The organism is Paenibacillus glycinis (genome assembly GCF_009909185.1).
Lineage (GTDB): Bacteria > Bacillota > Bacilli > Paenibacillales > Paenibacillaceae > Paenibacillus_Z > Paenibacillus_Z glycinis.
The window spans coordinates 523,620-548,882 of sequence record NZ_JAAAMV010000003.1 but is presented as its reverse complement, the minus strand read 5'-3'; the positions used below and the strand labels follow the sequence as shown (position 1 = coordinate 548,882).

The 25,263-nt window shown below is 58.6% G+C and carries 21 protein-coding genes; 17 read left to right on the top strand and 4 right to left on the bottom strand.

Translation table 11 applies throughout. The features are described from left to right. Positions 1-817: 817 nt before the first annotated feature. From GT019_RS09030 to GT019_RS09010, 5 genes are all read left to right on the top strand, one after another. Positions 818-2,494 carry an ABC transporter substrate-binding protein gene (locus GT019_RS09030; protein ID WP_161742774.1) on the top strand — a complete coding sequence of 559 codons (1,677 nt, stop codon included), beginning with the start codon at positions 818-820 and terminating at the stop codon, positions 2,492-2,494. Positions 2,495-2,592: 98 nt separating this feature from the next. After that, the gene (locus GT019_RS09025) at positions 2,593-3,468 is read left to right on the top strand and encodes a carbohydrate ABC transporter permease (protein WP_161742773.1); all 876 of its coding nucleotides are present in this window, start codon (positions 2,593-2,595) and stop codon (positions 3,466-3,468) included. A gap of 14 nt (positions 3,469-3,482) precedes the next feature. Continuing rightward, entirely contained in the window at positions 3,483-4,298 is an 816-nt protein-coding gene (locus GT019_RS09020; protein ID WP_161742772.1) for a carbohydrate ABC transporter permease, read from the top strand. A 31-nt stretch (positions 4,299-4,329) separates the two neighbouring features. Next, entirely contained in the window at positions 4,330-6,498 is a 2,169-nt protein-coding gene (locus GT019_RS09015) for an alpha-L-rhamnosidase-related protein (RefSeq protein ID WP_161742771.1), read from the top strand. A gap of 218 nt (positions 6,499-6,716) precedes the next feature. Beyond that, positions 6,717-7,286: a xanthine phosphoribosyltransferase gene (locus tag GT019_RS09010; RefSeq protein ID WP_161742770.1), complete on the top strand. Its 570-nt coding sequence runs from the start codon at positions 6,717-6,719 to the stop codon at positions 7,284-7,286. A gap of 208 nt (positions 7,287-7,494) precedes the next feature. Here GT019_RS09010 and GT019_RS09005 read toward each other — a convergent pair whose 3' ends face one another. From GT019_RS09005 to GT019_RS08995, 3 genes are all read right to left on the bottom strand, one after another. After that, on the bottom strand, positions 7,495-9,030 hold the full coding sequence (locus GT019_RS09005) for an MDR family MFS transporter (protein ID WP_161742769.1): 1,536 nt from the start codon (positions 9,028-9,030) through the stop codon (positions 7,495-7,497). A gap of 69 nt (positions 9,031-9,099) precedes the next feature. Next, positions 9,100-9,630: a PadR family transcriptional regulator gene (locus GT019_RS09000; protein WP_161742768.1), complete on the bottom strand. Its 531-nt coding sequence runs from the start codon at positions 9,628-9,630 to the stop codon at positions 9,100-9,102. Between the two features lie 203 nt (positions 9,631-9,833). Continuing rightward, positions 9,834-10,469: a GntR family transcriptional regulator gene (locus GT019_RS08995; RefSeq protein WP_161742767.1), complete on the bottom strand. Its 636-nt coding sequence runs from the start codon at positions 10,467-10,469 to the stop codon at positions 9,834-9,836. Positions 10,470-10,610: 141 nt separating this feature from the next. Here GT019_RS08995 and GT019_RS08990 point away from each other — a divergent pair, with 141 nt between their 5' ends. The 8 genes from GT019_RS08990 (at position 10,611) to GT019_RS08955 (ending at position 19,562) form a co-directional block, all read left to right on the top strand. After that, positions 10,611-11,252: a GntR family transcriptional regulator gene (locus GT019_RS08990; protein ID WP_161742766.1), complete on the top strand. Its 642-nt coding sequence runs from the start codon at positions 10,611-10,613 to the stop codon at positions 11,250-11,252. A gap of 160 nt (positions 11,253-11,412) precedes the next feature. After that, the gene (locus tag GT019_RS08985) at positions 11,413-12,567 is read left to right on the top strand and encodes a mandelate racemase/muconate lactonizing enzyme family protein (protein WP_161742765.1); all 1,155 of its coding nucleotides are present in this window, start codon (positions 11,413-11,415) and stop codon (positions 12,565-12,567) included. Between the two features lie 24 nt (positions 12,568-12,591). After that, positions 12,592-13,515: an SMP-30/gluconolactonase/LRE family protein gene (locus GT019_RS08980; RefSeq protein WP_161742764.1), complete on the top strand. Its 924-nt coding sequence runs from the start codon at positions 12,592-12,594 to the stop codon at positions 13,513-13,515. 122 nt (positions 13,516-13,637) lie between these two features. Further along, the gene (locus GT019_RS08975) at positions 13,638-14,150 is read left to right on the top strand and encodes a hypothetical protein (RefSeq protein WP_328803933.1); all 513 of its coding nucleotides are present in this window, start codon (positions 13,638-13,640) and stop codon (positions 14,148-14,150) included. A gap of 112 nt (positions 14,151-14,262) precedes the next feature. Next, positions 14,263-14,793 (top strand): hypothetical protein, encoded by a 531-nt coding sequence (locus GT019_RS08970; protein WP_161742762.1) that lies wholly within the window; start codon positions 14,263-14,265, stop codon positions 14,791-14,793. Between the two features lie 121 nt (positions 14,794-14,914). Beyond that, positions 14,915-15,601 (top strand): class I SAM-dependent methyltransferase, encoded by a 687-nt coding sequence (locus GT019_RS08965; RefSeq protein ID WP_161742761.1) that lies wholly within the window; start codon positions 14,915-14,917, stop codon positions 15,599-15,601. 356 nt (positions 15,602-15,957) lie between these two features. Then, positions 15,958-17,070, top strand: coding sequence for an N-acetylmuramoyl-L-alanine amidase (locus tag GT019_RS08960; RefSeq protein ID WP_161742760.1), 1,113 nt, complete (start codon positions 15,958-15,960; stop codon positions 17,068-17,070). Between the two features lie 302 nt (positions 17,071-17,372). Continuing rightward, complete coding sequence (locus GT019_RS08955; RefSeq protein ID WP_161742759.1) at positions 17,373-19,562, top strand: acyltransferase family protein; 2,190 nt, start codon at positions 17,373-17,375, stop codon at positions 19,560-19,562. A gap of 212 nt (positions 19,563-19,774) precedes the next feature. Here GT019_RS08955 and GT019_RS08950 read toward each other — a convergent pair whose 3' ends face one another. Then, positions 19,775-20,203, bottom strand: coding sequence for a pyridoxamine 5'-phosphate oxidase family protein (locus GT019_RS08950; protein ID WP_328803932.1), 429 nt, complete (start codon positions 20,201-20,203; stop codon positions 19,775-19,777). A 567-nt stretch (positions 20,204-20,770) separates the two neighbouring features. Between GT019_RS08950 and gloA2 the strand changes: the two genes are divergently transcribed. From gloA2 to GT019_RS08930, 4 genes are all read left to right on the top strand, one after another. Beyond that, positions 20,771-21,157 (top strand): SMU1112c/YaeR family gloxylase I-like metalloprotein, encoded by a 387-nt coding sequence (gene gloA2 / locus GT019_RS08945; protein WP_161742758.1) that lies wholly within the window; start codon positions 20,771-20,773, stop codon positions 21,155-21,157. Between the two features lie 253 nt (positions 21,158-21,410). Then, complete coding sequence (locus GT019_RS08940; RefSeq protein WP_161742757.1) at positions 21,411-22,550, top strand: BMP family lipoprotein; 1,140 nt, start codon at positions 21,411-21,413, stop codon at positions 22,548-22,550. Positions 22,551-22,650: 100 nt separating this feature from the next. Next, positions 22,651-24,174, top strand: a complete 1,524-nt coding sequence (locus GT019_RS08935) for an ABC transporter ATP-binding protein (protein WP_161742756.1) — start codon at positions 22,651-22,653, stop codon at positions 24,172-24,174. Further along, positions 24,171-25,262 carry an ABC transporter permease gene (locus tag GT019_RS08930; RefSeq protein WP_161742755.1) on the top strand — a complete coding sequence of 364 codons (1,092 nt, stop codon included), beginning with the start codon at positions 24,171-24,173 and terminating at the stop codon, positions 25,260-25,262. The genes GT019_RS08935 and GT019_RS08930 overlap by 4 nt, the downstream gene beginning before the upstream one ends. The last annotated feature ends 1 nt before the right edge of the window (position 25,263 follow it).

The window sequence follows — 25,263 nt, the reverse complement described above, 5'->3', positions numbered from 1 at the left end:
GGACGTAGCTCAGCTTGGTAGAGCACCTGGTTTGGGACCAGGGGGTCGCATGTTCAAATCGTGTCGTCCCGACCATCTTTTACGATTCAGCTTCTTGCTAACGCAGGGAGCTTTTTTGTCGTTCTGGCAGGACTTGAATTATTGTGCTTTACGCCAGTGAGCAGCACGCAGGTCTTGGATTATTGTGCTTTGCTCAGGTGAGCAGCACCAAAGTCTTAGATAATTGTGCTTTACGCTAGTGAGCAGCACCAAGGTCTTGGATTACCTGTGCTTTGCACCAGGGAGCAGTTCGAAGGTCTTGAGTTACTGTACTTGCCCGGGAGCAGAAATAAGGTCTGAGTCGTGAATTGCTCCTGGAGAGCTTCATAGATGGATTAGCGTTCGTGCTCAGCGAAGAATTGGTGGATAGCATAGATCGGTGGATAACGAAGATCAATGGCATAATCGACGGCGAACATAGGGAAGAACAAGGATGATCTTGGATCCGTTCAGCGTGAGACCTGTGGAGAAGATCTTCTAGTATAACGATAAAAACGTTTTATTCCATTTAGGCTTTGGAACGGCATTTTAGCAAACGTTTTATGATTTTAAGTGCGCAAACCCAGTAAAATCAAGAGTTCGACCGTCATAAAAAACGTTTTAGTTTTATGTTGTTAGAGATGCCCAGGTAATGGTAAGATGTGAGCATAAGTAAATGTAAGTGCTTACAAACCGATAATCATCTTTCTCGAAGTGATGATTATCAGATGAATTGGATGATGTAAAACGTTTTATGTGGTGAATAAAATCATGCCTATCATTCTGGGGGGTTAAGTTCATGCAAAACAAGAAAGTTATTGCTTTACTTACCACAACCGTCCTTTCGGCAACGTTGCTTGCGGCCTGCGGATCGAATAACGATGCAAATTCCGGCGACGCGGCGAACACCACGAACGACAAGTCTACGAACGCAACCAACACGGGCAGCACGAGCAACACGGGCAACTCAACCGATACCGGCGATTCAACCGACACCGGCAATACCGCGACAAACGAACCGGCTAAACCGGACAAAACGATCACGTTCTCCACGATCACCAACTATTACACGGCAGGACTTCAAACCGCTGCCGACGATTACCATAAGCTGCATCCTGAAACCACCGTGAACATCGATATCGTGTCCGACAACACGACCTACCAAACCTCTTTCCAAGCAAAGATGGCTGCCGGCGGCGACGATGCGCCGGATATCGTGCATGCGAATCTGCTCGGCGACAGCCCGGCGAACAATGTCAAGAAAGGCTTCCTGCTGAAGCTGGACGATTTGGTCAAAAAACCGAACCCGTACAACAATGGCACGTCGCTGTGGGACGGCATCAACGCGGACTATTGGCCGTACGCGTATACGGCCGACGGCAACATTTTCATGCTCCCGTTCGATCTCGTCGGTACCGGGTTCTTCTTTAACAAGGATCTCTTCGCGAAGGCGGGCATCGCGGATGCGCCGGCGACATGGGAAGACCTGTTCGCCGATCTGCAGAAGCTGAAGGACTCCGGCGTCATTCCGCTTGCCATGTCACAAGCTACGGGAAGCGACTACGAAGGCTGGATGGTCAGCGCGTTTCTTGACTGGTCTACGCGCCAATACGTGCCCGAGACGCTCGTTCAGGCAGGCGACGCCCGAAATACGCCGCAGGTCGAAGCGATCAACGCGAAGGTGAAATACGACGTCAATAATCCATTCTTCGATATCGGTGCCGTGGCGGATACGGAGCGCCAGCTGGCTTTGTGGAAATCCGGCAAATACGACGCCCAAGGTCCGGCCGAACAAAAAACATGGTCGACGCTGAAAGAACTGTCGAAGTTCCTGCAGCCCGGCTATGCCACGATGAAGGACGGAGACGCTTACCAGCTCTTCATCGCCGGCAAAGCGGCCGCTTATTGGAACGGAAGCTGGCAGGTCGGTCAAATCCTGAAGGATCAAAAGTCGCTCGGCGATAAAGCGTTCCAATGGGGCACGTTCAAATTTCCGGACTTTGCGACGCCTGACCCGAACTTTCCGGGACATCCCCGCGGCATTCTCGTTCCCGGCCACCAACTGTCCGTTACGAACAAGAAAGACAAGGATACGGTTGAGCGTTCCGAGGACTTCCTGCAATTCCTGTACTCGCCGGGCGAAGCGCAAAAGGTATTCACGGATACGATCAACGCCGGCCAATTCGTTCAAGGCCCGAGCCTCGTGAAGGGCGTGACTTTGTCGGATGAGGTCAACTCCTACCTGGAGGGATTCAAAGTAGCCGGCAACATGACGGCCATCGCGCTGTTGACGGGCGGCAACCCTTCCGCGGAGCCGAACGCAACGGCGGAGATGAAGAGCCTTGAGCTGCAATATTACAACGACAAGCTCTCGCTCGCCGATTATTTGAAGAAACGCGCCGATCTGACGAAGAAAACGAACGAGCAATACATCAAGGACAATAAGCTCGACTTGGATCCGAAGACGAATCCTTAAGCTTGAAGCTGCAACGCGAACGGCGACGGGGCTGTGGCGATGACCACCCCCGTCCTCGTCTTTTCTCATGTCGGACGCTATGCAAAGGAGAGCCAAAGATGAACTTGGCCAAGTGGAAGAGATACGGCATCTCGTATTTGTTTCTAGTCCCTTCGTTTCTGTTCATTGCGACATTCCTGTATTATCCGGTCCTTCTAGCCTTCTTTCATTCATTCACCAAGTGGAATCTCGTGCAGTCCAGTTGGGTTGGACTGGATAACTTCAAACGGATGTGGACCGAAACGTCGTTCGTGACAGGCGCGAAAAACCAGCTCATCTATTCGGTGACGGACATCGTCAAGGCGATCGCGTTTCCCCTGATCGGAGCGGAATTGATTTATTTGCTTGGCGGAAACAAGCTCAAATACTTGTTCAGAACCGGCTTTATCCTGCCAATGCTTCTGCCTGGCGTCGTGACGATCCTGCTGTGGCAGAACATTTACGATCCGACGAACGGACTGTTGAATCAACTGCTTCATCGGCTGGGGATGAATGCGACCCATGCGTGGCTCGGCGAAGACGGCACGGCGATTTGGTCCATCGTTCTGATGGGGCTGCCGTTCATATCCGGTCTGCCGTTCCTGATCTTCTACGCGGCCATCGGCAACATGAGCCAGGAGCAGCTCGAAGCGGCGCGAATCGACGGAGCGAACGGTTGGAACGTATTTACCAAAATGCACCTGCCATTCCTCATCCCGCAATTCAAAATCGTCATGATCCTCACGATCATCGGCAGCCTGCAGGATTACGTGAAAATATTGATCATGACCGGCGGCGGGCCGGGCGTCGCGACGACGAATCCGGCGATGATCATGTACAACGCGGCATTCGGAAGCTCCCAATACGGCTACGGTTCCGCGATCGGCGTTGCGCTTTTCCTGGTTATTCTTATCGTAACGGTGTTTAATATGAAATTTTTAAAAACGGACTATTAAAAGGGGGCGCTCGCATGACGGGTTCATTGCAAAAATGGACGGGCGGGGCTCTGCTCGCCGTTTTGCTCCTATTGACGCTGGTGCCATTCTTGTTGCTTCTATTCTTCTCGTTCAAAACGCAGCTCGAGGTGCTGATCGATTTCTGGGGCATGCCGGAAAAGCTTCACTTCGAGAACTACGAGGCGGCCTGGAAAGCGGTCAGATCCAGCATCGGCAATTCGTTGTTCGTATGCATCGTGACCGTGTTCGGCGCGGTCGTGATCGGTTCGTTATCGGGCTACGTGTTCGCCAGGCATCGATTTCCGCTTAAAGGCCCGCTGTACCTGCTGCTGATCGGCGTCATGATGATTCCTTCCCTGCTCACCGTCGTGCCGCTGTACGCGATCATCAACAACCTGCATATGACGCATTCGTTCTGGGGGCTGATCCTGCCTTATATCTCCGGGACGCAGCTGCTCGGCATCCTGCTGTGCAGGACCTTATTCGAGTCGCTGCCCGAGGAGCTCTTCGAAGCGGCGCGCATCGACGGCGGCGGCGAATTTTATTTGTATGCGCGCGTGGCGATGCCGCTGTGCGTCCCGATTCTCGTCACGATCGGCATCGTGACCTTCCTCGCGGTCTACAGCGATTACTTGTGGCCGTTCATCGTCCTGGACCAAGCGCACCAGACGTTCACGATGGCGGCGGTGGGATTGAACAAGTCGGGCCGATCGGATATCGGACTATCGTTCTCGGCTTATATCATCGGCAGCGTGCCGACGATTCTCGTTATTTTGTTCGGCATGAAATATTACATCGAAGGCATGGTATCGGGCGCCGTTAAATCGTAGCCGTCAAATCGCAATCGAAAAGAGGAACGTTATGGAGACGCAAACTACAGATCCGAAGCTGCCCAAATGGATATGGCATCCGGATCGGGAACGCAGGCTCAGCCTTTCGCTGACCCGCACGTTCAAGGCAGAGCATGAAATCCGTCACGTCTCCCTGCATGCCGCGTTCACGGGCGGCGCCCGCGTTGTGCTGGATGGCGCGCTTATTGCGACGGTGGAAGAACAAGCCGGCAACGCCGGAGCTTTCGGGCATATCGTACCGTTTCCCGAAACGCTGCAGCCCGGGGCACACGAGCTGCGCCTGGAGCTGGATTGCAGCGAAATCGTCCCGCTGGCGGAAGTGAACTATTACCTGTGGAACCGCAGGGTAGGGGCGATCGCGTACTTGCAGGGCGAGGGCTTCTGGCTGGCAACGGACGAAGCTTGGCGCTCGGACGACAGCGATGCCGCGGTGATCTGCCTGCTGGGCGAAGAGCCGTTCGGCGACCTGGAAAACAGTCCGGACGCGTTCGTGGTCGGCGGCTTCGGCGATATTCGGGCTTTCGATATAACCGGCATGACGCTGCTGGATGCCGCGGCGGTGCGAGCGTCGGTCAGCGGCGCCAAGGCGATTCTCGCCGGCGTTCACGGTCAAGACGGCGACATCGCGCTTCCGAAGCAGCAGCAGCTGGAGCTGTTCTATCATCTGCGCAAGCAGAACGAATGGAAAGCCATGCGCGCCATTCAGAACGATATGGCTCTGGAGGGAGCTTCTGCCGTCGTTCTCGACCTCGGAGCCGAGCACAACTGCCGGTTCATCGCGGCCAACAACGGCCTGGGGCCCGTGAAGCTGTTATGGAACGGCGGTGAATCGCTGCAGGAGCTCCAACGCTACGACGGATGCATCACGGAATGGATCGTCGTGCAGCCGGGGCAGACCGCATGCACGCTTCCGCAAGGCTTCAGATACATCCGCCTGCACATGCTGGGCGAGATCGAACAGCCGTTCGACCTTGCCCTGACCTTTCAGTCGGTGCATGCGGCGCTGAACCAAGTCGGCAAGCTGGAGAGCGATTCCGACCGGTTAAATGCCATATTCGAGGTGTCGGCGCATACGAGCCGGATCTGCCATCAGATCGGCTTGTGGGACGGGATCAAGCGGGATCGTCTCAACTGGACGTTCGATTTTTATTTGGCGGCGAAATCGTGTTATTTCCTCTGGGACGACTACGCCGTCATCCGACGCGCGGTCCGGGAGCTGGGGTTCGGCACGCCGAGCGGCCATTGGATGAACGGCATCTGCGAATACACGCTCTGGTGGATCAAGACGGTCTGCGAATACTATGAACAAACGGGCGACAAGGCGTTTGTGTTGGAGCTGAAGGAGCCGCTGCGGCGCCATGTCGACTGGGTGCAGCGGAATACCCGGCCCGGCGATGGATTGCTCGCGCAGCAGGACGGCATTCTGGTGGAATGGGTGCCGATGACGGGCGAGGAGAAGCTGCTCGCGCTGCAAGCGATTTATGCGCTGACGCTTCATGACCTGAAAAAGCTGGCCACGTACCTGCCGGAGCTCGAGCTGTCGTTCCAATGGCCGAAAAAGACGCTGAAGGGCAGCGACTTTCTGAAGAAGGATCACGCGCTCGCGGTGAAAACGCTCGGCATCGCGAGCGGATACGTCTCGGACGAGGAGGCGGTCGCGTTTCTCGAAAGCTGCACCCTGCAGGATCCGCTTACTCCGTTGTCGGCATTTCAGCTGGCGGAATGCTATTCCCGCTATGGCCGCCACGAGCAGGCGTACGGTGTCATCGATCAAGTATGGGGCGGCATGCTGGATCATGGCGCAACCGCGTTCTGGGAGGCGTTCAAGCTGGATACGACCGGAGCGGAGGATTACCACGATGCGCTAACGACCTATACCGCGTACGGCTCGTACCGGATCAGCCTATGCCATGCTTGGTCCAGCACGCCGGCGAAGTGGATCGGCGAAACCGTGCTCGGCGTGCAACCGCTCGAGCCTGGCTACCGCCGCGTGCGCATCGCGCCGGCTGCGGTCGGCGGCATCCGCGCTTGCAGCGGCACGGTGAACACGCCGCTTGGGCCGCTGGCGATCAAGTGGCATCTGGATGCCGGCGGTGAGCTGCGCGCGATCGTGAACGCGCCGCCGGGGATGCGGATCGAGGCGCAGGATCAATCGGTCTTCGAGCGAGGCCAAGCTTAAGAGGAACAACGATTGACGAGAAAACGCCCCTTGATGCGGAAACGGCGGCCGTCTGCGGTCATGGCCGGTGAAGTTTCGAGGGGCGATTTTGTCGTGCGCGAACCGAAATTACGAAAGCTGCGCGGAAGCGGCAGAAATAGGCTCTAGCGTTCCAAACGCATAATAAGCCATAATATAGGGATGCAATGTGGACATGGATTGAAGGAGGAGCAGCCGCAGTGGAGCTTTTGAAAGAAAAGATCAAACAGGAAGGCATCGTGCTGGAGGGCAGCGTGCTCAAGGTCGATACGTTCTTGAATCATCAAGTGGACGCGGAGCTGATGCACGAGATCGGACGGACGTTCGAGGAGCTGTTCTCGGAAAGCGGCGTGACCAAAATCATGACGATCGAATCGTCGGGCATCGCCCCGGCGGTAATGACGGCGCTTCGGATGCGGGTGCCGATGGTGTTCGCGCGCAAGCGAAAATCGTTGACGCTGCGAGAAGACCTCTATACGGAGCGGGTCTATTCCTATACGAAGCAGGAAGAAAGCGAGGTCACCGTGTCGCGCAAGTTTCTCGCGCCGTCGGATCGCGTGCTGATCATCGACGATTTTCTCGCGCACGGCGAGGCCGCGCTCGGCATGGCGCGCATCGTCGGCCAAGCCGGAGCCGAGGTTGCCGGCATCGGGATCCTCATCGAGAAGTCGTTTCAATCCGGACGCGGCAAGCTGCTCGAACTCGGATACCGGGTAGAATCGCTCGCGCGCATCGCTTCGCTGGATGGCGGGACGGTTACCTTCGCATAGCTGCTGCGGCTCGTGACGATGCGGCCGATGCTGCGTCCACGTACCGAAATGCATGACCTCCAAAAAAGTCCCCGCCGTTAATTCGGCAGGGACTTTTTTGGAGGTTGCGGTTCATCGCGGTCGTGCGCCGTCGTAACGCGCACCGGGAAATCGCGCGCGCCCCGTTGGGCGAAGGCGTGTCGGCATCGTAGCTGCAATGCGTGTCAGGCTAGGCAGTATGCACGACCGCGGCATTGTCTTCATCCGCGTCAGGCTTCTTCTGCAGGCGCGCATTGCCGAGCGTAAGCGCGATAATCGCGCCCGCCGCCATGACGAACAACGCCAGGATGAAGCCGTGGGAGATGGCGTTGCCGATCGCGCCGCGCATGAAGGCAAGCAGATCCGCGGGCATATCCGATGCGCCCCGGAGAACGGTCTCCGGATTCGTCAGCGTCGCCGCTTGGTCGCTCGGCAGCTGGAATCGGTCGATCGCTTCCCGCGACGAATCCTTCAGACTCGCGTTGACGAGCACGGCCATCAAGGAGGCGCCCATCACGCCGCCGATATTGCGCCAAAACCCGACGACGGAGGAAGAGATGCCGATGTATCGCGCATCGACGGCCATCGCCACCGCGCTCTGGCCCATGCTCATCAGCGGTCCGATCACGCCGAGACCGAGCAGGATCATGATGCCGATCACCTGCCAGTACGGCATATCCGGCGAAAGATTCAAGAGCAGGAGGGACGCGACGACGCCAAGCGCCATGTTCGCGAACATCACCGTACGGAATTTCAATTTGCCCGAGACGAAGCCCGCCACGATCGCGCCGCCGATCAGGGAAGCCATCATCGGGGTCAGCACGCCGTTGGAATTGGCTTTGCCGAGCACGCTCGTCGCGTAGAGCGGCAGGTACGTAATGGCCGAGAACATGATGAACCCTTGGCAGAAACAGAGCAAGCTCGTGCCGAGCACCAGCCGGTGCTTGAAGATCGAGAGCGGCAGCATCGGCTCTTGGGCTTTGGACTCGACCCGCAGGAACGAGATTGCGCCAAGCGCGCCGATCGCGAATAGTCCGATGATTTGCCAGGAGCCCCAAGCATAGTCCTTGCCGCCCAGCTCCAGCGCGAGCAGGACGGAGACGGTCGTGACGATCAGCAGAACGGCGCCCATATAATCGATCTTGGGCTTGCGCTCTGCCTTCGACTCGCGGAGGGAGAATAACAGCACGAGCATCGAGGCGATGCCGATCGGCAGGTTGACATAGAAGCACCAGCGCCAGCTGAAATGCTCCGAGATCAAGGTGCCGAGCTGCGGACCGGCGACGGACGACAGGCCGAACACGGCGCCCATGACCCCGGACAGCTTGGCGGCCTGCTTGGGATCGCCGAACAGCGTGAAAATAATCGAAAACGATATCGGGAACACGGATCCGGAACCGATGCCTTGGATGACGCGGAACCAGATCAACTGATCGATGGTTTGCGCCATGCCGCAGAGAGCGGAGCCGATCAGGAATAAAGAGATGCCGATCAGGTAAAATTTCTTGCGACCGAACAGATCGGACAGTTTGCCGAAAATAAGCATGGTGCTGGTGGCCGCAAGCATGTAGGCGGTAAATACCCACGAAATTTTCTCGAATCCTCCGATGTTCTCGATGACCTTGTTGACGCTGGCGGATACGATCGTGTTATCCAGCGAGGCCATCAGCAGGCCTAACGCCATGGACAGGACGATGAGTCCCGTATGTTTCGAAGCCGTAGACATGGACATTGTCTCTCCTTTCAAGTCGCTATGAGGGTGGTTGACCAATGAGCGCCTACGCGCCGAACGGGACTATTCCAGCTCGGTGAGCTTTCGCAGCGCTTCGTGCAGGGTCCTGGTCTTGGCCGCGTTCAGCTCGAAGCCGATGTCGAGACAGAGCGTCTTCACCGTCGATAGCTCGGGTCTGATCCCGGAAACCTTTTGCTTGATCAGGCTTATCTGCTTCTCCGCTTCCTCGGACTTGCGAATTTCGTCGCGCACCCAGTCGGTTAGCGTGTCGTGGTCCATGTGCTCGCCGAAAAACATCCGAACCATAAAGTCGGAGCGGTAGGAGTCCTTCTCCACCGGCGATTCCAAATAAGCCTGAAACTGCGCCCGTCCGGCTTCGGTCAGCGAATAGACGTTTTTGTTCGGCCGGCTTTCCTGAATGACGCTTTCCTTAAGGATGTAGCCCTGCGCTTCCAGCTTCGCGAGCGTCGGATAGATCGTGCCGAAGCTGGCATCGAAGAAGAAGGACAGCGGCATCTCGAGCATTTGCTTGATCTCGTACCCGGATAACGGCTGGCGGTGAAGCAAGCCCAATATGACGTCTTGACTGTTCATGCGTAACAATGGCCTCCCGCGATATAATTTGGTGATGGGTTCAATATATCAGCTCAATATATATCGAGTCAATATATAAATCGACGACCGCTGAAAAACCGCAGGCACAAAAAAGCGTTCCCGCTTAGGCAGGAACGCTTTTTGGCATCGGTGCGATGCTAGGGTCGTGTTCAAGGAAGGCGGGTCAAACGCGATAGAGGCGATTATGCCCACGTTTTCTTCAAGATATGCAGGTAACGGAGGAGCGCGTCTTGAAAAGCTTCGATCGGCTCGGGCAAACCGTCCAGCAAGGATCTCATGACCGCCGCCATTTCTCCCCGATGGGGCGCTGCCCAGCGTCTTGCGGCAGTCGTCCAGAGCAGCCGCGCGGCGGTGCGCGTCAGCGTATCGTCCATTTCTCGGTTATGGCCGAGCGCGATGATTCTGCTGAGGGCGGCAAGCTCGAACGAGCCGAGACCTTCCGGACCATCGCCAAGCGAACCTGCATCGAGTCTGGCTTGAAGTTCGGCGCCCAGCTCCATGGACAGCCCGCTCAGGCTTTCCGGGTCGAGCCGTCTCGCGCCGATGACCGCGAAGAGCAGCATGGCGGCGATCAGTTCCAGCAGGTCGCCGGTACGCCTTGCCGACGCGTCGAGCACGAGCACGCCGTGTTTGGGGATGATCCGCACGAAGCCCTCCGTCTCCAGCCGTTGGAGCGCTGCCCGGACCGGCGTTCGGCTCATGTCGAGCTGCGAGCCGAGCTGAACCTCGGAGGTTACCGTGCCATGCGCAAGCGTGCCTGCAACGATTTGGGCGTAAATGCTATGATAGGCTTGATCGCGAAGCGAGCGTTGGGACATGTGTGCTTATGCAGCCTCCTCCGGCGAAGTCGTTAGCTGAAGTATAGCATAGGCATGAATGCCGCGACTCTCGGTGTACGCAGCAGGGCGAGGCATGGCATCAAGGCAAGACGGAACTCCGTCGGTGAGGAGAGGGGCAAATTGGACAAACGGGATGCGGCCGTCACGCTGCGCGAGACGGCGTTTCAGGTCATCAAGCGGCATATCGTGAACGGGGAATGGTCCGGAGGGACGTTCTTGACGGAGAAATATCTGAGCGAGCTGCTCGGCATGAGCAAGACGCCGATCCGCTCCGCGCTGGACCGTTTGGAGATGATGGGGCTGGTGAAGCATTCGCCCAAGCAGGGCGTAATCGTGCAGGAGCTGTCGTTGAAGAAAATCCTCGAATTCTACGAGCTGCGGCTCTCGCTGGAAACGTACGCCGCCCGGAAGCTGACGGGGAGAATGGATGGGGCTTTCTTCCAAAGGCTGGATGACAACATCGCGCTGCAGGACGAGGCGATTCGCCGCGACGATATCTCCGGCTACGTAGAGCTGGATCGGGCGTTCCATGCCATGATCGTCGGGGGACTGGACAACGAGGAATATGCGGAGGTCATGTCGCGGATTCAGGATAAGTTTCTCCTCGCGGTACGCATGACGTTCGTCAAACACAAGCGGCGGCTGATCGGCAGCATCGAGGAGCATCGGCGGATCCGGGAGGCTCTGGCGGGACAGGATCCGGCGCTGTCGGCGCAGCTGATCGAGGCGCATATCGAGTATGTGAAGAAAATTATGTTTTGAGGGGAATGGGACGAAGCAGATGAATGCTGTGCTCCCCGACCTCTGTCGGTGAGCACAAACCAATTATCTCATGTATACAAGTTAGACATCTTGTCGCTGTCACCGCCCTGTGCTACGTTGAAGCTAGCAATCCACACTTCGCGCAAGGGGAGAGACGTTGATGAAAATCACCGACATTCGCACGTTTATTTTGGGCAATCCGTGGAAGAATTGGCTGTTCGTGCTCGTCGACACCGACGAGGGCGTGACCGGGCTCGGCGAGGGCACGCTGAACGGCTTCGCCAAGACGGTGGAGGCCGCGATTCACGAGCTGAAGCATCTCGTCATCGGACGCGATCCGTTCGACGTCGAGACGATCAGCCTGAAGCTGTTCCGCGACGTGTATTCCGACGGCGGGCAAATCCAAGGCTCCGCCTTGGCCGCGATTGAAACCGCTTGCTGGGATATCATGGGCAAAGTGACGAACCAGCCGCTGTACAAGCTCCTCGGCGGCCAGTGCCATGACAAGCTGCGCGCGTACGCCAACGGCTGGTACCGCGGACCGAACACGCCGGAGAACTTTCACGAGAAGGCCAAAATCGTCGCCGCCAAAGGCTACACGGCGCTCAAATTCGATCCGTTCGGCGCGGCTTGGCGGACGGTGACGCGGCAGGACTTCGCGGCGGCGCTCGAGAATATCGCCGCGGTCCGGGAAGCGGTGGGGCCGGGCGTCGACATTCTCATCGAGGGCCACAACCGCTTCAGCGTCAGTACCGCGCTGCAGTTCGCGGATGCCATGCTGCAATACGAACCGACGTGGTTCGAAGCGCCGGTGCCGCCGCATTTGGTGTCGTCGATGGTGGAAGTGGCCAGGCGCAGCCCGGTGCCGGTCGCCTGCGGCGAGGATTATTACTCCCGCGAGCAGTTCGCGGAGCTGCTCAAGCACGACGCGGTCCACATCATCCAGCTCGAGCCGCAGTTCCTCGGGATTGCCGCGTCGAAGCAGGTTTGCGGCATGGTCCATGCGCACAACGGCGTCACCGCGCCGCACAGCGCCCAAGGCCCGGTCTGCTCCGTCGTGTGCAGCCATTTGAACATGGCGACGCCGAACTTCTACCTGCACGAGATTTTCGACGAGTTCAACGAGCCGTGGGAAGAGCAGGTGCTGATGCCGGCGCTCCGCGTGCAGAACGGCTACTTGACGCCGCCGGAGGGACCGGGTCTCGGCGTGGAGTTGAACCTGGCGGAGATCGACAAGCATCCTTACCAGGTCGGCAATTGGCTGCCGCTCTTCAAGCAAGGCTGGGAGAAACGCGAGTCGGTGAAGGAAGACTAATCTCACTCGGGAGCGATGAAAACCATGACGCAAGCGATAGCGAAACAATTCGCGCACGCGGCGGAGCTGCTGCTGGACGCGAAAGCGATTTTGGCCGAAGGGCCGCATTGGAACGCCGAGCAGGGCAAGCTGTATTGGGTGGATATTCAAGGCCGTTCCTTCGGCAGGCTGGACGTTCGCTCCGGCCGCAACGAACCGTTTCCGATCGGCAAGACCGTGGGCGCCGTCGTGTCCGCCGCGGAAGACGGCGAAATCGTCTATCTGTCCACGCGGGACGGGTTCGAACGGTACGATTGCCGGACGGGCGAGCTGACCGCGATCGCCGATCCGGAAGCGGATAAGCCGGCCAACCGGTTCAACGACGGCAAATGCGATTCCCGCGGCCGATTCTGGGCCGGTACGATGGAGGACGCGGAGCACGACGTCGCCGGCGCCTTGTACGTGCTGGGCAACGATCTCAGCTGCCGCAAGGCGCATGAGAACGTCGGCGTTTCGAACGGCATCGCCTGGAATGCCGAGGAGACGGAGATGTATTACATCGACTCCATGAAAGGAACCGTGACGGCGTTCGATTACGACGCGGCGCTCGGAACGATCGCCAATCCGCGGATCGTCATCGATTTCGAATCGGAACCGGGCGCGCCGGACGGCATGACGATCGACGCCGAAGGCATGCTCTGGATCGCGCATTGGGGCGGCTGGCAGGTATCCAGATGGAATCCGGGGACCGGGGAGAAGCTGGACGCGGTGTACGTGCCCGCGGCGAAAGCGACGTCCTGCATCTTCGGCGGCGACGATCTCGGGACGCTGTACATCACCACGGCGAGCATCGGCTTGTCGCCGGAGCAGTTGGGGGAACAGCCCCATGCAGGGGGAATTTTCGCGTATCGTCCGGGCGTGAAAGGGACGCCGTCGCATGCCTTTCGCGGCGCTTCAAGCTTAAGCTAAACTTTAGCAAAAACTAGCCTTAGGTCGGCTATCAAAGTCTCTGAAATCGGGTATAGTAGAGGTAGAGACGAAAGCGGACCGCAAGCGAATCAGCTGCGTTCGCCTGCGAGGAGATGGTGTTTGTGAAGAGGCATGCTATAGGAATCGCGCTGACCATTCTGGGTTTATCGGCTTGCATTTCAACGGTGTCGGCTGTTGATAACGAGTATGCGCCGGTCAAGCAAACGCCGGATACCATAACGGCCTTTATTCGCGGCATCGACGTGAAGGACGGCCGCGAAACGCTGCAGGTCGACCCGATTCAATGGTTTGAAGGCGCGGCCGCGGACGAACGATTCTTGAAAGACGAACCGGACTCCGGGCTTGACGGCGCGCCGGACGGTTATTATATCGTCAACGACGACGAGAAGCTGGAGACGCTCGAGGTCGATCCGCAAGCAGCCGTCCTGATGCAGATTTACGATCGCACGGGCAGCTTGGTGGACGCGACGACGGAATGGAACCAAGCGATTCCCCTCGCGAAGTTCAATGCCGTTTATCGCAACAACGGCGTTCTCGACGTAAGCGATTATCCGTATCATTTGACGGTGAAGGACGGCAAGGTCGTCCGGATCGTACAGCAATTCATTCCTTGATCGCCGATAAACGCGAAGGCCCTTCCACGATGGCGGAAGGGTTTTTCGTTTGGAATGGCGTACAATGAAAGGAGCATGATGTCAGGCGTTGCGAAAAGGGAGCTGAGCAGGCGTGTTTGATCCGACCATATTCGATAACCTGAAGGTCGCAATCGAGAATTGCGTCTACGATCTGGACAATTTGGATGCGCGCGTCGTCATTACGGATCGCGTCGACCGGCTGGACATGGCCGTCATGTCCCGGGCGTTCGCGCTGCAATTTTCGCTGGCGAGCGGCGGCGGCGTTACCGCCGAGATCCGGCTGGAAGCGTCCTTGAAGGAGCTGGCCGCCGAAATTCTCGATCAATCGGGAGCGGCTCCGGGGTGCAAGCTCAGACTCCGGTTCTTCATGCCGGTCGAGGACATCGAACGAACCTGCGCGTACGCGGAACGGCAGCTAACGGAGATTTGGCAGCCGGACATGCCGCCGACGCAAACGATCAGCTTCTTGTACGGCGAACCGAACCGTTCGTACCAGAACGAGATCGAGGTCCATTTCAACCGCAAAATCAACGAAGAGCAGATGGAGGACGTGCCCGTGCTGATCGACCATATGCTGAGAACGCTCGAGGCGCTGGAAGCATGCGACGATCGGCGGCCGTAGCGGCGGATAGGCTTTCGCGACGGCATGCGCATAGGCGAAACCAATGGACGATATAGGTTCTTCGTATTTCACGCCGGTGGCGCCGTGGATTATGATGAATGCAACCTTGGAGGTGGTCGAGATGGAAAACATGCATCATGTGCGCAGCACGTTCGACGCGTCGGCGAACGGCTACGATGCGCAGCGCCGCAAATTGATTCCCTGCTTCGATGACTTTTACGGCACGGCCGTATCGCTGGCGGTGACGGGGGCGCAGGAGCCGCGCATCCTCGATCTGGGAGCGGGCACGGGTTTACTCGCTTCGATGCTGCTGCAGAAGCATCCGGAAGCGCGGCTGACGCTGGTCGATTTGTCGGACAACATGCTGGCCGTCGCGAAAGAACGGTTCGGCGGGCAGCCGGACATCGCATACGTATGCCAGGATTACACGAGCTACAGCGCGGAGGGCGAGTACGATCTGATCGTCTCGGGCTTGTCCATTCACCATCTCTCGGACGAAGGCAAGCAAGCCGTGTACGGCCAAGCCTTCGCCAACCTGAAGCCGGGCGGGATCTTCGTTAACGCCGATCAGGTACTCGGGCGCACGCCGTTCATCGATACGCTCTACAAGCAGGACTGGTGGAACAAAATCGCGGCGAGCGGGCTCGCCCAAGCGGAGCTGGACGCCGCGCGCGAGCGGACGAAGATCGACCGGATGGCGGGTCTCGGCGATCAGCTGGATTGGCTTGCCCAGGCGGGCTTCGCGGACGTGGATTGCGTCTACAAGTACTTCAATTTCGTCGTCATGTACGGCCGCAAGCCGTTATAGCTGTCTGAACGGCGTATTCGAATCGCGCCGGGTGAATCGTTTCGTACGATTCGCCCGGCGCGATTTTTGGTTGTTGCGTACGGACAAGCCGTCAAGCGAGAACTGCCGCGCGGATGCCCGATCACGAAGTCGCGGCGTTTCGCCGAATTGCGGGGCGACGGGGCTTGCGACCGACGTTAAGCTTTTCCCCCGTTTCGGCCGATAAACAAGGTAAGTTTGTGAAAGACGCCTGGGCGGCGTAGGCTGATGGTCATGAAACCGAGCGTTTCAAATTAGGGAGAATTTAAGGATGTTGAATTTTTCCAGCGCCTGCTATAATGGTAGTCTACCTTTTTTATTTCCCGGAAGGAGATTCTATGCGAACGAAATTACTCGGTCTGGCTCTTATTCTTGTCGTCATTGTCGGCAGCCTCGGCTTGCGCTCCAACGATGCTTCGGCCACAACGAAGCTTCCTTATCAAGCGAAAGTGATCACCGCCGCGCTAAATATTCGCAGCGAACCGTCCCTCCAGGCTTCCGTCGTGGGCCAACTAAAGGCAGGCGACGTCGTCAGCGTCACGGAGGAAGACGACGACGGCTGGGTGCTAATCAAGAAAAATAAAGTAAGCGGCTATGCGGCAGGCTATCTGCTCCGCAAACAGGACGACAGCGGGCAGACGGCAGGCTCGTCGTCGACCTCGACGGGCGGCAAGGTGAGCACGAGCCCGGGCTCTACCGCGACGGTCACCGCGGATTCGCTCCGTATCCGTTCCGGCCCGGGCACAAGCTACAAGACGATCGGTTCGTTGACGCAGGGCGAGCAAGTCACGGTCACGGGCAGCCAGAGCGATTGGCTGAAGATCCGCACGTCCGGCAACGTGGCCGGCTGGGTAGCGAAGGAATACGTCGACAAAGGCGCGTCGCAGCAGCATTCCTCCGGCGGCACGGGCATTCGGGGCAAGCTCGTCGTCGTGGACGCCGGGCATGGCGGCAGCGATCCCGGCATGATCGGAACGACGTACGACACGAAGGAGAAGGAACTGACGCTCAGCACCGCGCAGTATCTGAAGCAGGAGCTGACGCGGCTTGGCGCGAAGGTCGTCATGACCCGAACGACGGACGTGAAGCCCGAGCTGTCGGAACGGGTGCAGGTCAGCGAGTCCAACCATGCGGATGCGTTCGTAAGCATTCACTATAATTCCTCGGTGAAGAAGACGAGCGGGACGCTGACGTTCTTCTATTCCGATAAGAAGGACAGGCCGCTGGCGTCGGCGGTGGAAGCGGAGCTGTCCAAATCCGGCATCGGCCTTCGCAGCAACGGACTGTCGTTCGGCGACTTGTACGTGCTTCGGGAGAACGCGACCGTCGCGACGCTGGTGGAGCTCGGATTCCTGTCCAACCAGAAGGACGAGTCGATCGTCCGCGGGTCCGCTTACCAGAGGAAAGCCGCGGCTGCCATCGCCCGGGGCGTGGCGGATTATTTCGACTGAGCTAGGCACATCGGCGGGAATTCGTCCGCGGGTCGGAGCGTTCGAAGAGGCGCGGTCCTTCGGAACCGGAGTATTCGGCTTTAACGGCAGCAGGTCAACCAGTCAACTGGTTGGCCTTTTTTGCGTTTTCAAGGCGCCGTGCTCTTCCATGCGGCGGGACGGCGGCGCCGGTTTGACGCCGAGTTGTAACTCTTCTGTAACGACATTAAATAGGGGGCGTTTTATAATCGTTCTGTAGCCGGAAAACAGCGGTAATTTAGACAGCAAGAGGGGCATTTCCCCTTCTGGAAGGAGAAAGCTCGATGCCCAGACCATTAGGAAGCAGCCGGTATATGCCCGGCCTCGACGGGTTGCGCGCGATCGCCGTTTTCGCGGTAATCGCGTATCACCTTAACCTCTCGTGGGTGCCAGGCGGACTGCTCGGCGTCGGTATATTCTTCGTCCTCTCCGGATACCTCATCACGGACATCTTATTGAAGCAGCATGCCGCGAAGGGGCGGCTCGATCTGCGCGATTTTTGGATCCGGCGCGCCCGGCGATTGCTGCCCGCGATGCTGATCATGCTTGGCCTCGTCTCCGCGTGGCTGTCGGTCGCCGACGCGGCGCGGCTGGCCTCCATGAGGGGAGAAATCGTGTCGGTGCTGCTTTACTATAGCAACTGGCGGTTGATCTTCCATCACGTCTCTTATTTCGAGAGCTTCGGCCCGCCCTCGCCGCTCGGCCACTTATGGTCGCTCGCGGTCGAAGAGCAGTTCTACCTGTTATGGCCGATCGCGCTCGTGTTGTTGGTCCGCGCGGTGAAGCAGCGCGGACGGCTGATGCTCTGGATATTGGCCGGCGCGGCGTTGTCCGCGGGCGCGATGGCCCTGATCTACGTGCCCGGTCTCGATCCGAGCCGCGTGTATTACGGAACGGATACGCGGGCGTTCGGTTTGCTGATCGGCGCGGCTCTGGCGGTCGTCTGGCCGAGCTGGAAGCTGGCCGAGCCGATATCGCGCCGGGGAAGCATCGCGGTGGATGCCGTCGGCACCGCCGGACTGCTCGTCATCGCGCTGATGATCGCCACGGTCGGCGAATACGATGCGTTCCTGTACCGCGGGGGCATGGTCGTGCTCTCGCTGGCGGCAGCGGCGGTCGTGGCCGCCATGGCGCATCCCGCCAGCCGGCTTGCGCGCGTCATCGGCAGCAAGCCGCTGCAATGGTTCGGCGCCCGCTCGTACGGCATCTATTTGTACCATTATCCGGTCATCGCGCTCTCGACGCCGGCCGCGCAGGCAGATGAATTTCATCCGCTGCGCGCGCTGATTCAAGTGCTCGCTTCGATGGCGCTTGCCGAGCTGTCCTGGCGGTATGTCGAAGAACCGATCCGCCATGGGGCGCTCGGCAGGCTGCTTGGCCGACTGCGAACGGGCCAGGGTCTGCGGCCCGGGCGAAAACGCGGCATGATGCTGGCCTGCATCTGCGCGCTCGTCGTCGCGAGCGTCTCCTGCTCCAGCCAGAGCAATTTGGTGCAGGGGGATAACGGGAAAACCCAGACAGGCAGCGGTCAAACGGCGGATACCGACACGGAAAACGACGTTAACGGCGTCGGCCCGGCCGGGAATCATCAAACGGGCAGCGATGCGGCCGGGACGGGGAATCAGCCCGCGGGATCGGCGGAGGAGCCGGTAGCCGGCGGCGGGACCGTAAACGGCGGCGGCGCGGGCAGCGGCAGCGGAGGAGCGGGCGGCGCAGGTACGAATGGCGGGTCCGCAATTGGAACAACGCAGCCAAGCGATGGCGGCGGTAGCGTATCCACGCCGGGGAATAGCGAAGCCGTGGATAATACGGGCAAAGACAATGCCGGAAACGCCGGCGGAGCGGGCGGTTCGAACGCGGCCGGGAACGAAGGCGGCAAGGCTGGCGGCGGTACGAATGGCAACCTCGGCAATTCGGGTCAGGCGGGCGACATGCCCGGCAAAGGGCCGGCAAGCGGCGCGGATACGCCTGCGGGTTCCGCGGACGGCGCGAAAACGCCGGTTCCGCCGATCGCCAAAGACGGCATTACCGTCATCGGCGACTCCGTGATCTTGGACGCGAAGCCGTTTCTGGAGGAGTTGGTCGAAGGCATCGTCGTCGACGGCGAGGTCGGCCGGCAGCTGTCGCAGGCGGATGACGTGGTCGCCGACCTCAAGCGGCGCAATCAGCTCGGCAAGAAGGTCGTCATCGAGCTCGGCACGAACGGGTCCTTCACCGCGAAACAGCTGCAGCGGCTGTTGGATGAGATCGGTCCCGACCGGACGATCTATTTCGTCAATACGCGCGTGCCGCGCAAATGGCAGGATGCCGTCAACGACATGTTGGCGGATACCGTATCGAGCCTGCCTAACGCGAAACTGATCGACTGGTATACGGCCAGCAAGGATCACGCCGATTTCTTCGGCAAGGACGGCGTTCACCTGAAACGGAGCGGCGGCGAGTTTTTTGCCAATCTGATCGCAAGCTCGCTGTGACGGCACGGCATGGAACAAGAGAGGCCTCCGCAGGGGCCTCTTTTCACGACCATTAACGTGGGCTTGCCAGGGTAGACCTGAAGGCTGAAGAGCGCGCCAATAAGACATCCGGCGGCCGCTTGATCGTCGATTCCACGCCCGAAAAGCCCTCGCTGCGCGCAGCGGGGGCTTTCGCGTGCCGGCGTCAAGCCCGCAACGGAGGCTCGTCCTCGTCATTTCGGCTTCCATACCTGCTGCTTCGACGCTTCGTCGAAATAATGAATTTCTGCCGGCGCGATCGCAAGAATCACGTAGTCGGGATCGTCCGGTCCGTTGAACCATCGGCGGAGGCGCTCGTTCCACAGCCTGCCGCGGAGAGCGTTATCCTTGGTGATGTCGGCCGTGCCTTCGATCTCCACGATCTGCGAGGGTTGCTCGCCGTCGTAGCCGAGCAGCAGCGAGATGGCCGGATTCGTGCGCAGCTCTTCCACTTTATGCGTCTTGCGGTCCGTCGCGAGGTAGATGTTCAAGCCTTCGTGGAATACCGCCATGTAGCGTATCTTGGGCCGTCCGCCCTCCACCGTGGCGAATGCTCCGATTCGATGCTTGTCCAAGGCTTCGGCGATGCGGGCCTCGAGCTGTTGCTTCTCCATGATTGCCATTGTACGATGTCTCCTTCGCTTTGAATTTGGGATGACGCAAGCCCCGGATGCTTCCGGCAGATCCGCCAACCGATAGGTTGCTGCGAATGCGGCGGTCTCATTCATGCGTCGTCTTCGCGCGAGCGTGTTCGAACGCGAAGGGATAGTGAAAGGTGGCGAATTGGGACGCGTACATGTACTGCAGCACGTAAACTTCGCCGCCCTGCACGCCGCACAGCTATCCGGAGACGCCTTGGCCGTTCTTCAGGGAAATCCCCGACGGGGCTGCCGATCAGGTACATCGCCTTCTGCTGCAGCTGCATGCCGCCTTGCGTTTGATTGGGATTGGGCATAAACACGTGGAATCGTTCACTCCTTCTCTACAGGGTAGGGGTGCTGCAGTAAGCGTATGCCCCGGATGACGGCTTGGGCACGGCGGATGCCCGGACTGCCGGGATATCCGCAGGACAGGGCGGTAAAGCTCTCGGCCCTTCGCCCGAATTCATGCGGGAATAGTTCGCGAAGATAAGGTATACTAGACCCCGTACCAGGTTGTCCATGACGCTGAAGCGAAGGAGCGTGACTGATATGAAAATGAACAAAATCCATCATGTCGCCATCATTTGTTCGAATTACGAGCTGTCCAAGCATTTCTATACGGAGGTGCTCGGCCTGACGGTCGTCGCCGAAACCTTCAGGGAAGAACGCGAATCCTACAAGCTCGATCTGGCGATCGGCGACGATTACCAAATCGAACTGTTCTCGTTTCCGCATCCGCCCGAACGGATAAATCGACCGGAGGCGCGCGGTCTTCGCCATCTCGCCTTCGAGGTGAACGACGTGGGGGAGGTCGCGGCGGAGCTGGAAGCCCGCTCGATCGCGGTGGAGCCGATCCGCATCGATCCGCTCACCGGCAAAGAATACACCTTTATCGCGGACCCGGACGGACTGCCGATCGAATTCGTTCAAAAATAACGGCAAGAAATTGGAAGGATTCCATCATTTCGGGAATACTATCAAGGTAATTACGCAAGTGTGAACATTGTGTCAACAAAACTAACGCGAAGAGAGAGAGGATGGCGTTCCAATCAACAAATTCTGTTTACAAATTCATGATTACGCCGTATATTTGATACATATCCAAACAAATGATAAATATAGTTTTTTACAAATGTTCAGGGTAGGGGCGGCAACACACCAATTATTAAGGAATGGGGCGTTTTAAGAAATGAAGAAAAGTTTAAGCTTACTCGTACTTTGCGTGTTAGTTTTTGCGTTGGCGGCATGCGGCAGCAACAACGGCGGCAACAACGCGAATACCGGATCCAACGGCGGTACGAACAACGGCGCCGCGAACGACGGCGGGACGAAAGCAACGTTCAAAGCGGGCATGGTGACGGACTCCGGAACCATCGACGATAAATCCTTCAACCAAGGCACATGGGAAGGTCTGGAGCGCGCGAAGAAAGAACTCGGCGTCGACGACAAATACCTGAAACCGGCGGGAACGACGGAAGCCGACTACCTGAAAGAAATCGGCAACCTGTACGATGCGGGCTTCAAAATGATCGTCGTGCCGGGCTTCAAATTCGAAACGGCCATCTTCGCCGCTCAAGATAAGTACAAAGACGCGAAGTTCGTCCTGATCGACGGTACGCCGCATTCGGCCGAACCGGACGCGAAGCCGGTCGTCGGCACCAACACGGTATCGATCTTCTTCGCGGAGCATGAGTCCGGATTCATCGCCGGCGTTGCGACCGCGGTTCAATTGAAAGAAGGCGAAGCCGGCTTCATCGGCGGCATGGAGATTCCTCCGGTTCAGAAGTACAACTGGGGCTTCCAGCAAGGCGTGAAATACGCGAACGACAACCTCGGCACGAAAATCACGATCAAGCCGGAAAACGTCGTGTACCAAGGCAGCTTCGACAACTCGGCTGCAGGCGGACAGCTCGCAGCGCAAATGTTTGACCGCGGCGTCAACGTGATCTTCACGGCTGCGGGCGGCGTAGGCGTAGGCGCGATCAACGAAGCGAAAACCCGTGCGACGGCTGGCAAAACGGCTTGGATCATCGGCGTCGACGGCGACCAATACAAAGACGGCGTGTACTCGGGCGACAAATCGGTCATTCTGACGTCGGCCATGAAGAAAGTGTCCGAAGCTTCCTTCGACATGGTGAAGGCGAACCAAGAAGGCACGTTCCCGGGCGGACAAACCTTGACCCTTGACATCAAGAACGACGGCGTGGGCATTCCGGCGACGAACCCGAACCTGACGGACGACACGATGACGAAAGTCAACGACGTGATCACGAAGCTGAAGAGCGGGGACGTGAAAGTCGCTGCTGAAAAAGGCGACCTGATCAAGTAAAATAAGGCCATAAGCATGTCATATCCTTGAAGAGACGGGCTTTCCGTCTCTTTTTGGTTGCTTGTCCAACCATTCATTCGCGAAAAAGGTGAGCTAACGTATGGACTTTGTAGTGGAAATGCTCAATATACGTAAAGAATTCCCCGGCGTCGTCGCGAACGACGATATCACGCTGCAGCTGCGCAGAGGGGAAATCCACGCGCTTCTCGGCGAGAACGGCGCCGGCAAATCGACGCTGATGAGCATTCTGTTCGGCATGTACCAGCCCGACAAGGGGAGCATCAAGATTAACGGGGAAACCGTCAGGATCGCCAATCCCAACGTCGCGAACAATCACGGCATCGGCATGGTCCACCAGCATTTCAAGCTGGTCAGCAATTTTACCGTTACCGAAAACATTATCCTGGGCAACGAGCTGACGCGCTTCGGGACGCTCAACATTCAGGGCGCCGCGCGCAAGATCGAAGAATTGTCCAAGCACTACGGCCTGAACGTCGATCCGCACGCGAAGATCGAGGACATCTCCGTCGGGATGCAGCAGCGGGTCGAGATTCTGAAGATGCTGTACCGCGACGCCGAGGTGCTTATTCTCGACGAGCCGTCCGCCGTGCTGACGCCGAAGGAGATCGAAGAGCTGATCAAGATCATGCTGAACCTGGTCAAGGAAGGCAAATCGATCATCGTCATCACCCACAAGCTGAAGGAAATCAAAGCGGCGGCGGATCGCTGCACCGTCATCCGGCGCGGCAAGACGATCGGCACGGTGGACGTCAAGACGACGAGCGAAGCGCGGATGGCCGAGATGATGGTCGGCCGCGACGTTACGTTCACCGTCGCCAAGGCTGGCAGCAACCCGGGCGAGGTCATTCTGAAGCTGGACGACCTCACCGTCATGAACAACAAGAACGTCGCGGGCCTGAAGCGATTCTCGTTGGACGTGCGCGCCGGGGAGATCGTCGGCATCGCGGGCGTCGAGGGCAACGGTCAGTCGGAGCTCGTCGAAGCGATCACCGGTCTGCGCAAAGCGGAAAGCGGAAACATTTTCCTCGAAGGCAAAGACATCACGCGCGACTCCATCCGGTCGCGGATCGACAAGGGGATCGCCCATATTCCGGAGGATCGCCAGAAGCGCGGACTCGTGCTCGACTACTCGCTGGAGGACAACATGATCCTCGAGGTGTATAACCGCGAGCCGTTCTCGAAGCGGGGCATCCTCAACCGGTCGGCCATTCGCAAATACGCGAGCGACATTCTAAGCAGCTTCGACGTGCGTTCCGGCCGGGGGCCGCTGTCCCTGTCCCGTTCGCTCTCCGGGGGCAACCAGCAGAAGGCGATCATCGGGCGCGAAATCGAGCTTAACCCGTCGCTGCTCATCGCCGTGCAGCCAACGCGGGGACTCGACGTCGGGTCGATCGAGTACATCCATAAACGACTGATCGAGCATCGGGACAAAGGCAAGGCGGTCCTGCTGATCTCGCTCGAGCTCGACGAGGTGCTGAACGTCTCCGACCGCATCGCGGTCGTCAACAACGGCGAGCTGATCGGCGTCGTCGAGGCCGCCGAAACGAACGAACAAGAGATCGGCCTCATGATGGCCGGCGTCGGCAAAGGGGGAGAACAATGAGAAACCTCATCATATCCCTGTGCGCCGTGCTCTTCGGTTTGATCGGCGGCGCCGTTCTGATGGCGGCGACGGGGCATGATCCATTGCAAGGCTATAAATATTTGTTCGAGGGCGGGCTCAAAAATTCGTCGCGGTTCGGCGATACGCTCGCGACCGGAACGCCGCTCGTCTTCACGGGGCTGTCGGTGGCGTTCGCGTTCCGAACGGGGCTGTTCAATATCGGCGCCGCGGGCCAAATGCTGTTCGGCGGCTTCTGCGCCACGGTTATCGGCTTGAACGTCGATACCGCCAGGCCGCTGCTGCTGCTCATGATGATCGTGGCGGCGATGCTCGGCGGCGCGGTATGGGCATTCATACCGGGCTTGCTCAAAGCCAGGTTCAACGTGCACGAGGTCGTCTCCACGATCATGATGAACTGGATCGCCTATTGGACGATCTATTACGCGGTGCCGGCTTATCTGAAGGCGGAATCAGTCGAAACGGAATCCCGGCTGCTGCCGGACAAAGCGACGCTCAAGTCGGCGTTTCTCTCCGACCTGTTCGGCGGCTCCTACCTTAACATGGGCTTGTACATCGCGGTCATCGCGGTCATCGTGATCGCGTTCATCATCAATAAAACCACGCTCGGCTACGAGCTCAAAGCGGTGGGCTACAACCGCCACTCCGCGGAATACGCGGGCATCCGGGTCAACCGGAGCATCATCACGTCGATGCTGATCTCCGGCGCGCTCGCCGGGCTAGGCGGCCTCGCGCAATTTGCGGGCAACGGCGCGAACATCCAGATCGGCGTGCTGCCGACGCAGGGCTACGACGGCATCGCGGTGGCGCTGCTCGGGGCGAATTCGCCGATCGGCGTGCTCATCTCCGCGCTGTTCTTCGGACTGCTGTACTCCGGGCGCGGCTTCATGAACGCCATGACGGAGATTCCGCCGGAAATCGCGGATTCCATCATCGCGATCATCATTTACTTCGCCGCCACCAGCGTGTTGATGGATCGCCTGATCACCCGGATCGTCAGCCGCCGGCGGGCATCCGCCAAAGCGGGAACCGGTACCGGCGGACCGGTCAGCGGAAAGGAGAAAGCATAGC

Excerpts from the sequence above, each read along its gene's own strand:
- GT019_RS08950 (WP_328803932.1), bottom strand. The coding sequence starts at position 20,203 with ATGGCAATCATGGAGAAGCAACAGCTCGAGGCCCGCATCGCCGAAGCC.
- GT019_RS08940 (WP_161742757.1), top strand. The coding sequence starts at position 21,411 with ATGAAGAAAAGTTTAAGCTTACTCGTACTTTGCGTGTTAGTTTTTGCG.
- GT019_RS08935 (WP_161742756.1), top strand. The coding sequence starts at position 22,651 with ATGGACTTTGTAGTGGAAATGCTCAATATACGTAAAGAATTCCCCGGC.
- GT019_RS08955 (WP_161742759.1), top strand. The coding sequence starts at position 17,373 with ATGCCCAGACCATTAGGAAGCAGCCGGTATATGCCCGGCCTCGACGGG.
- GT019_RS08930 (WP_161742755.1), top strand. The coding sequence starts at position 24,171 with ATGAGAAACCTCATCATATCCCTGTGCGCCGTGCTCTTCGGTTTGATC.
- GT019_RS09000 (WP_161742768.1), bottom strand. The coding sequence starts at position 9,630 with ATGAACAGTCAAGACGTCATATTGGGCTTGCTTCACCGCCAGCCGTTA.
- GT019_RS09025 (WP_161742773.1), top strand. The coding sequence starts at position 2,593 with ATGAACTTGGCCAAGTGGAAGAGATACGGCATCTCGTATTTGTTTCTA.
- GT019_RS09015 (WP_161742771.1), top strand. The coding sequence starts at position 4,330 with ATGGAGACGCAAACTACAGATCCGAAGCTGCCCAAATGGATATGGCAT.
- GT019_RS09020 (WP_161742772.1), top strand. The coding sequence starts at position 3,483 with ATGACGGGTTCATTGCAAAAATGGACGGGCGGGGCTCTGCTCGCCGTT.
- GT019_RS09005 (WP_161742769.1), bottom strand. The coding sequence starts at position 9,030 with ATGTCTACGGCTTCGAAACATACGGGACTCATCGTCCTGTCCATGGCG.
- GT019_RS08995 (WP_161742767.1), bottom strand. The coding sequence starts at position 10,469 with ATGTCCCAACGCTCGCTTCGCGATCAAGCCTATCATAGCATTTACGCC.
- GT019_RS08960 (WP_161742760.1), top strand. The coding sequence starts at position 15,958 with ATGCGAACGAAATTACTCGGTCTGGCTCTTATTCTTGTCGTCATTGTC.
- GT019_RS09030 (WP_161742774.1), top strand. The coding sequence starts at position 818 with ATGCAAAACAAGAAAGTTATTGCTTTACTTACCACAACCGTCCTTTCG.
- gloA2 (WP_161742758.1), top strand. The coding sequence starts at position 20,771 with ATGAAAATGAACAAAATCCATCATGTCGCCATCATTTGTTCGAATTAC.
- GT019_RS08965 (WP_161742761.1), top strand. The coding sequence starts at position 14,915 with ATGGAAAACATGCATCATGTGCGCAGCACGTTCGACGCGTCGGCGAAC.
- GT019_RS08980 (WP_161742764.1), top strand. The coding sequence starts at position 12,592 with ATGACGCAAGCGATAGCGAAACAATTCGCGCACGCGGCGGAGCTGCTG.
- GT019_RS08985 (WP_161742765.1), top strand. The coding sequence starts at position 11,413 with ATGAAAATCACCGACATTCGCACGTTTATTTTGGGCAATCCGTGGAAG.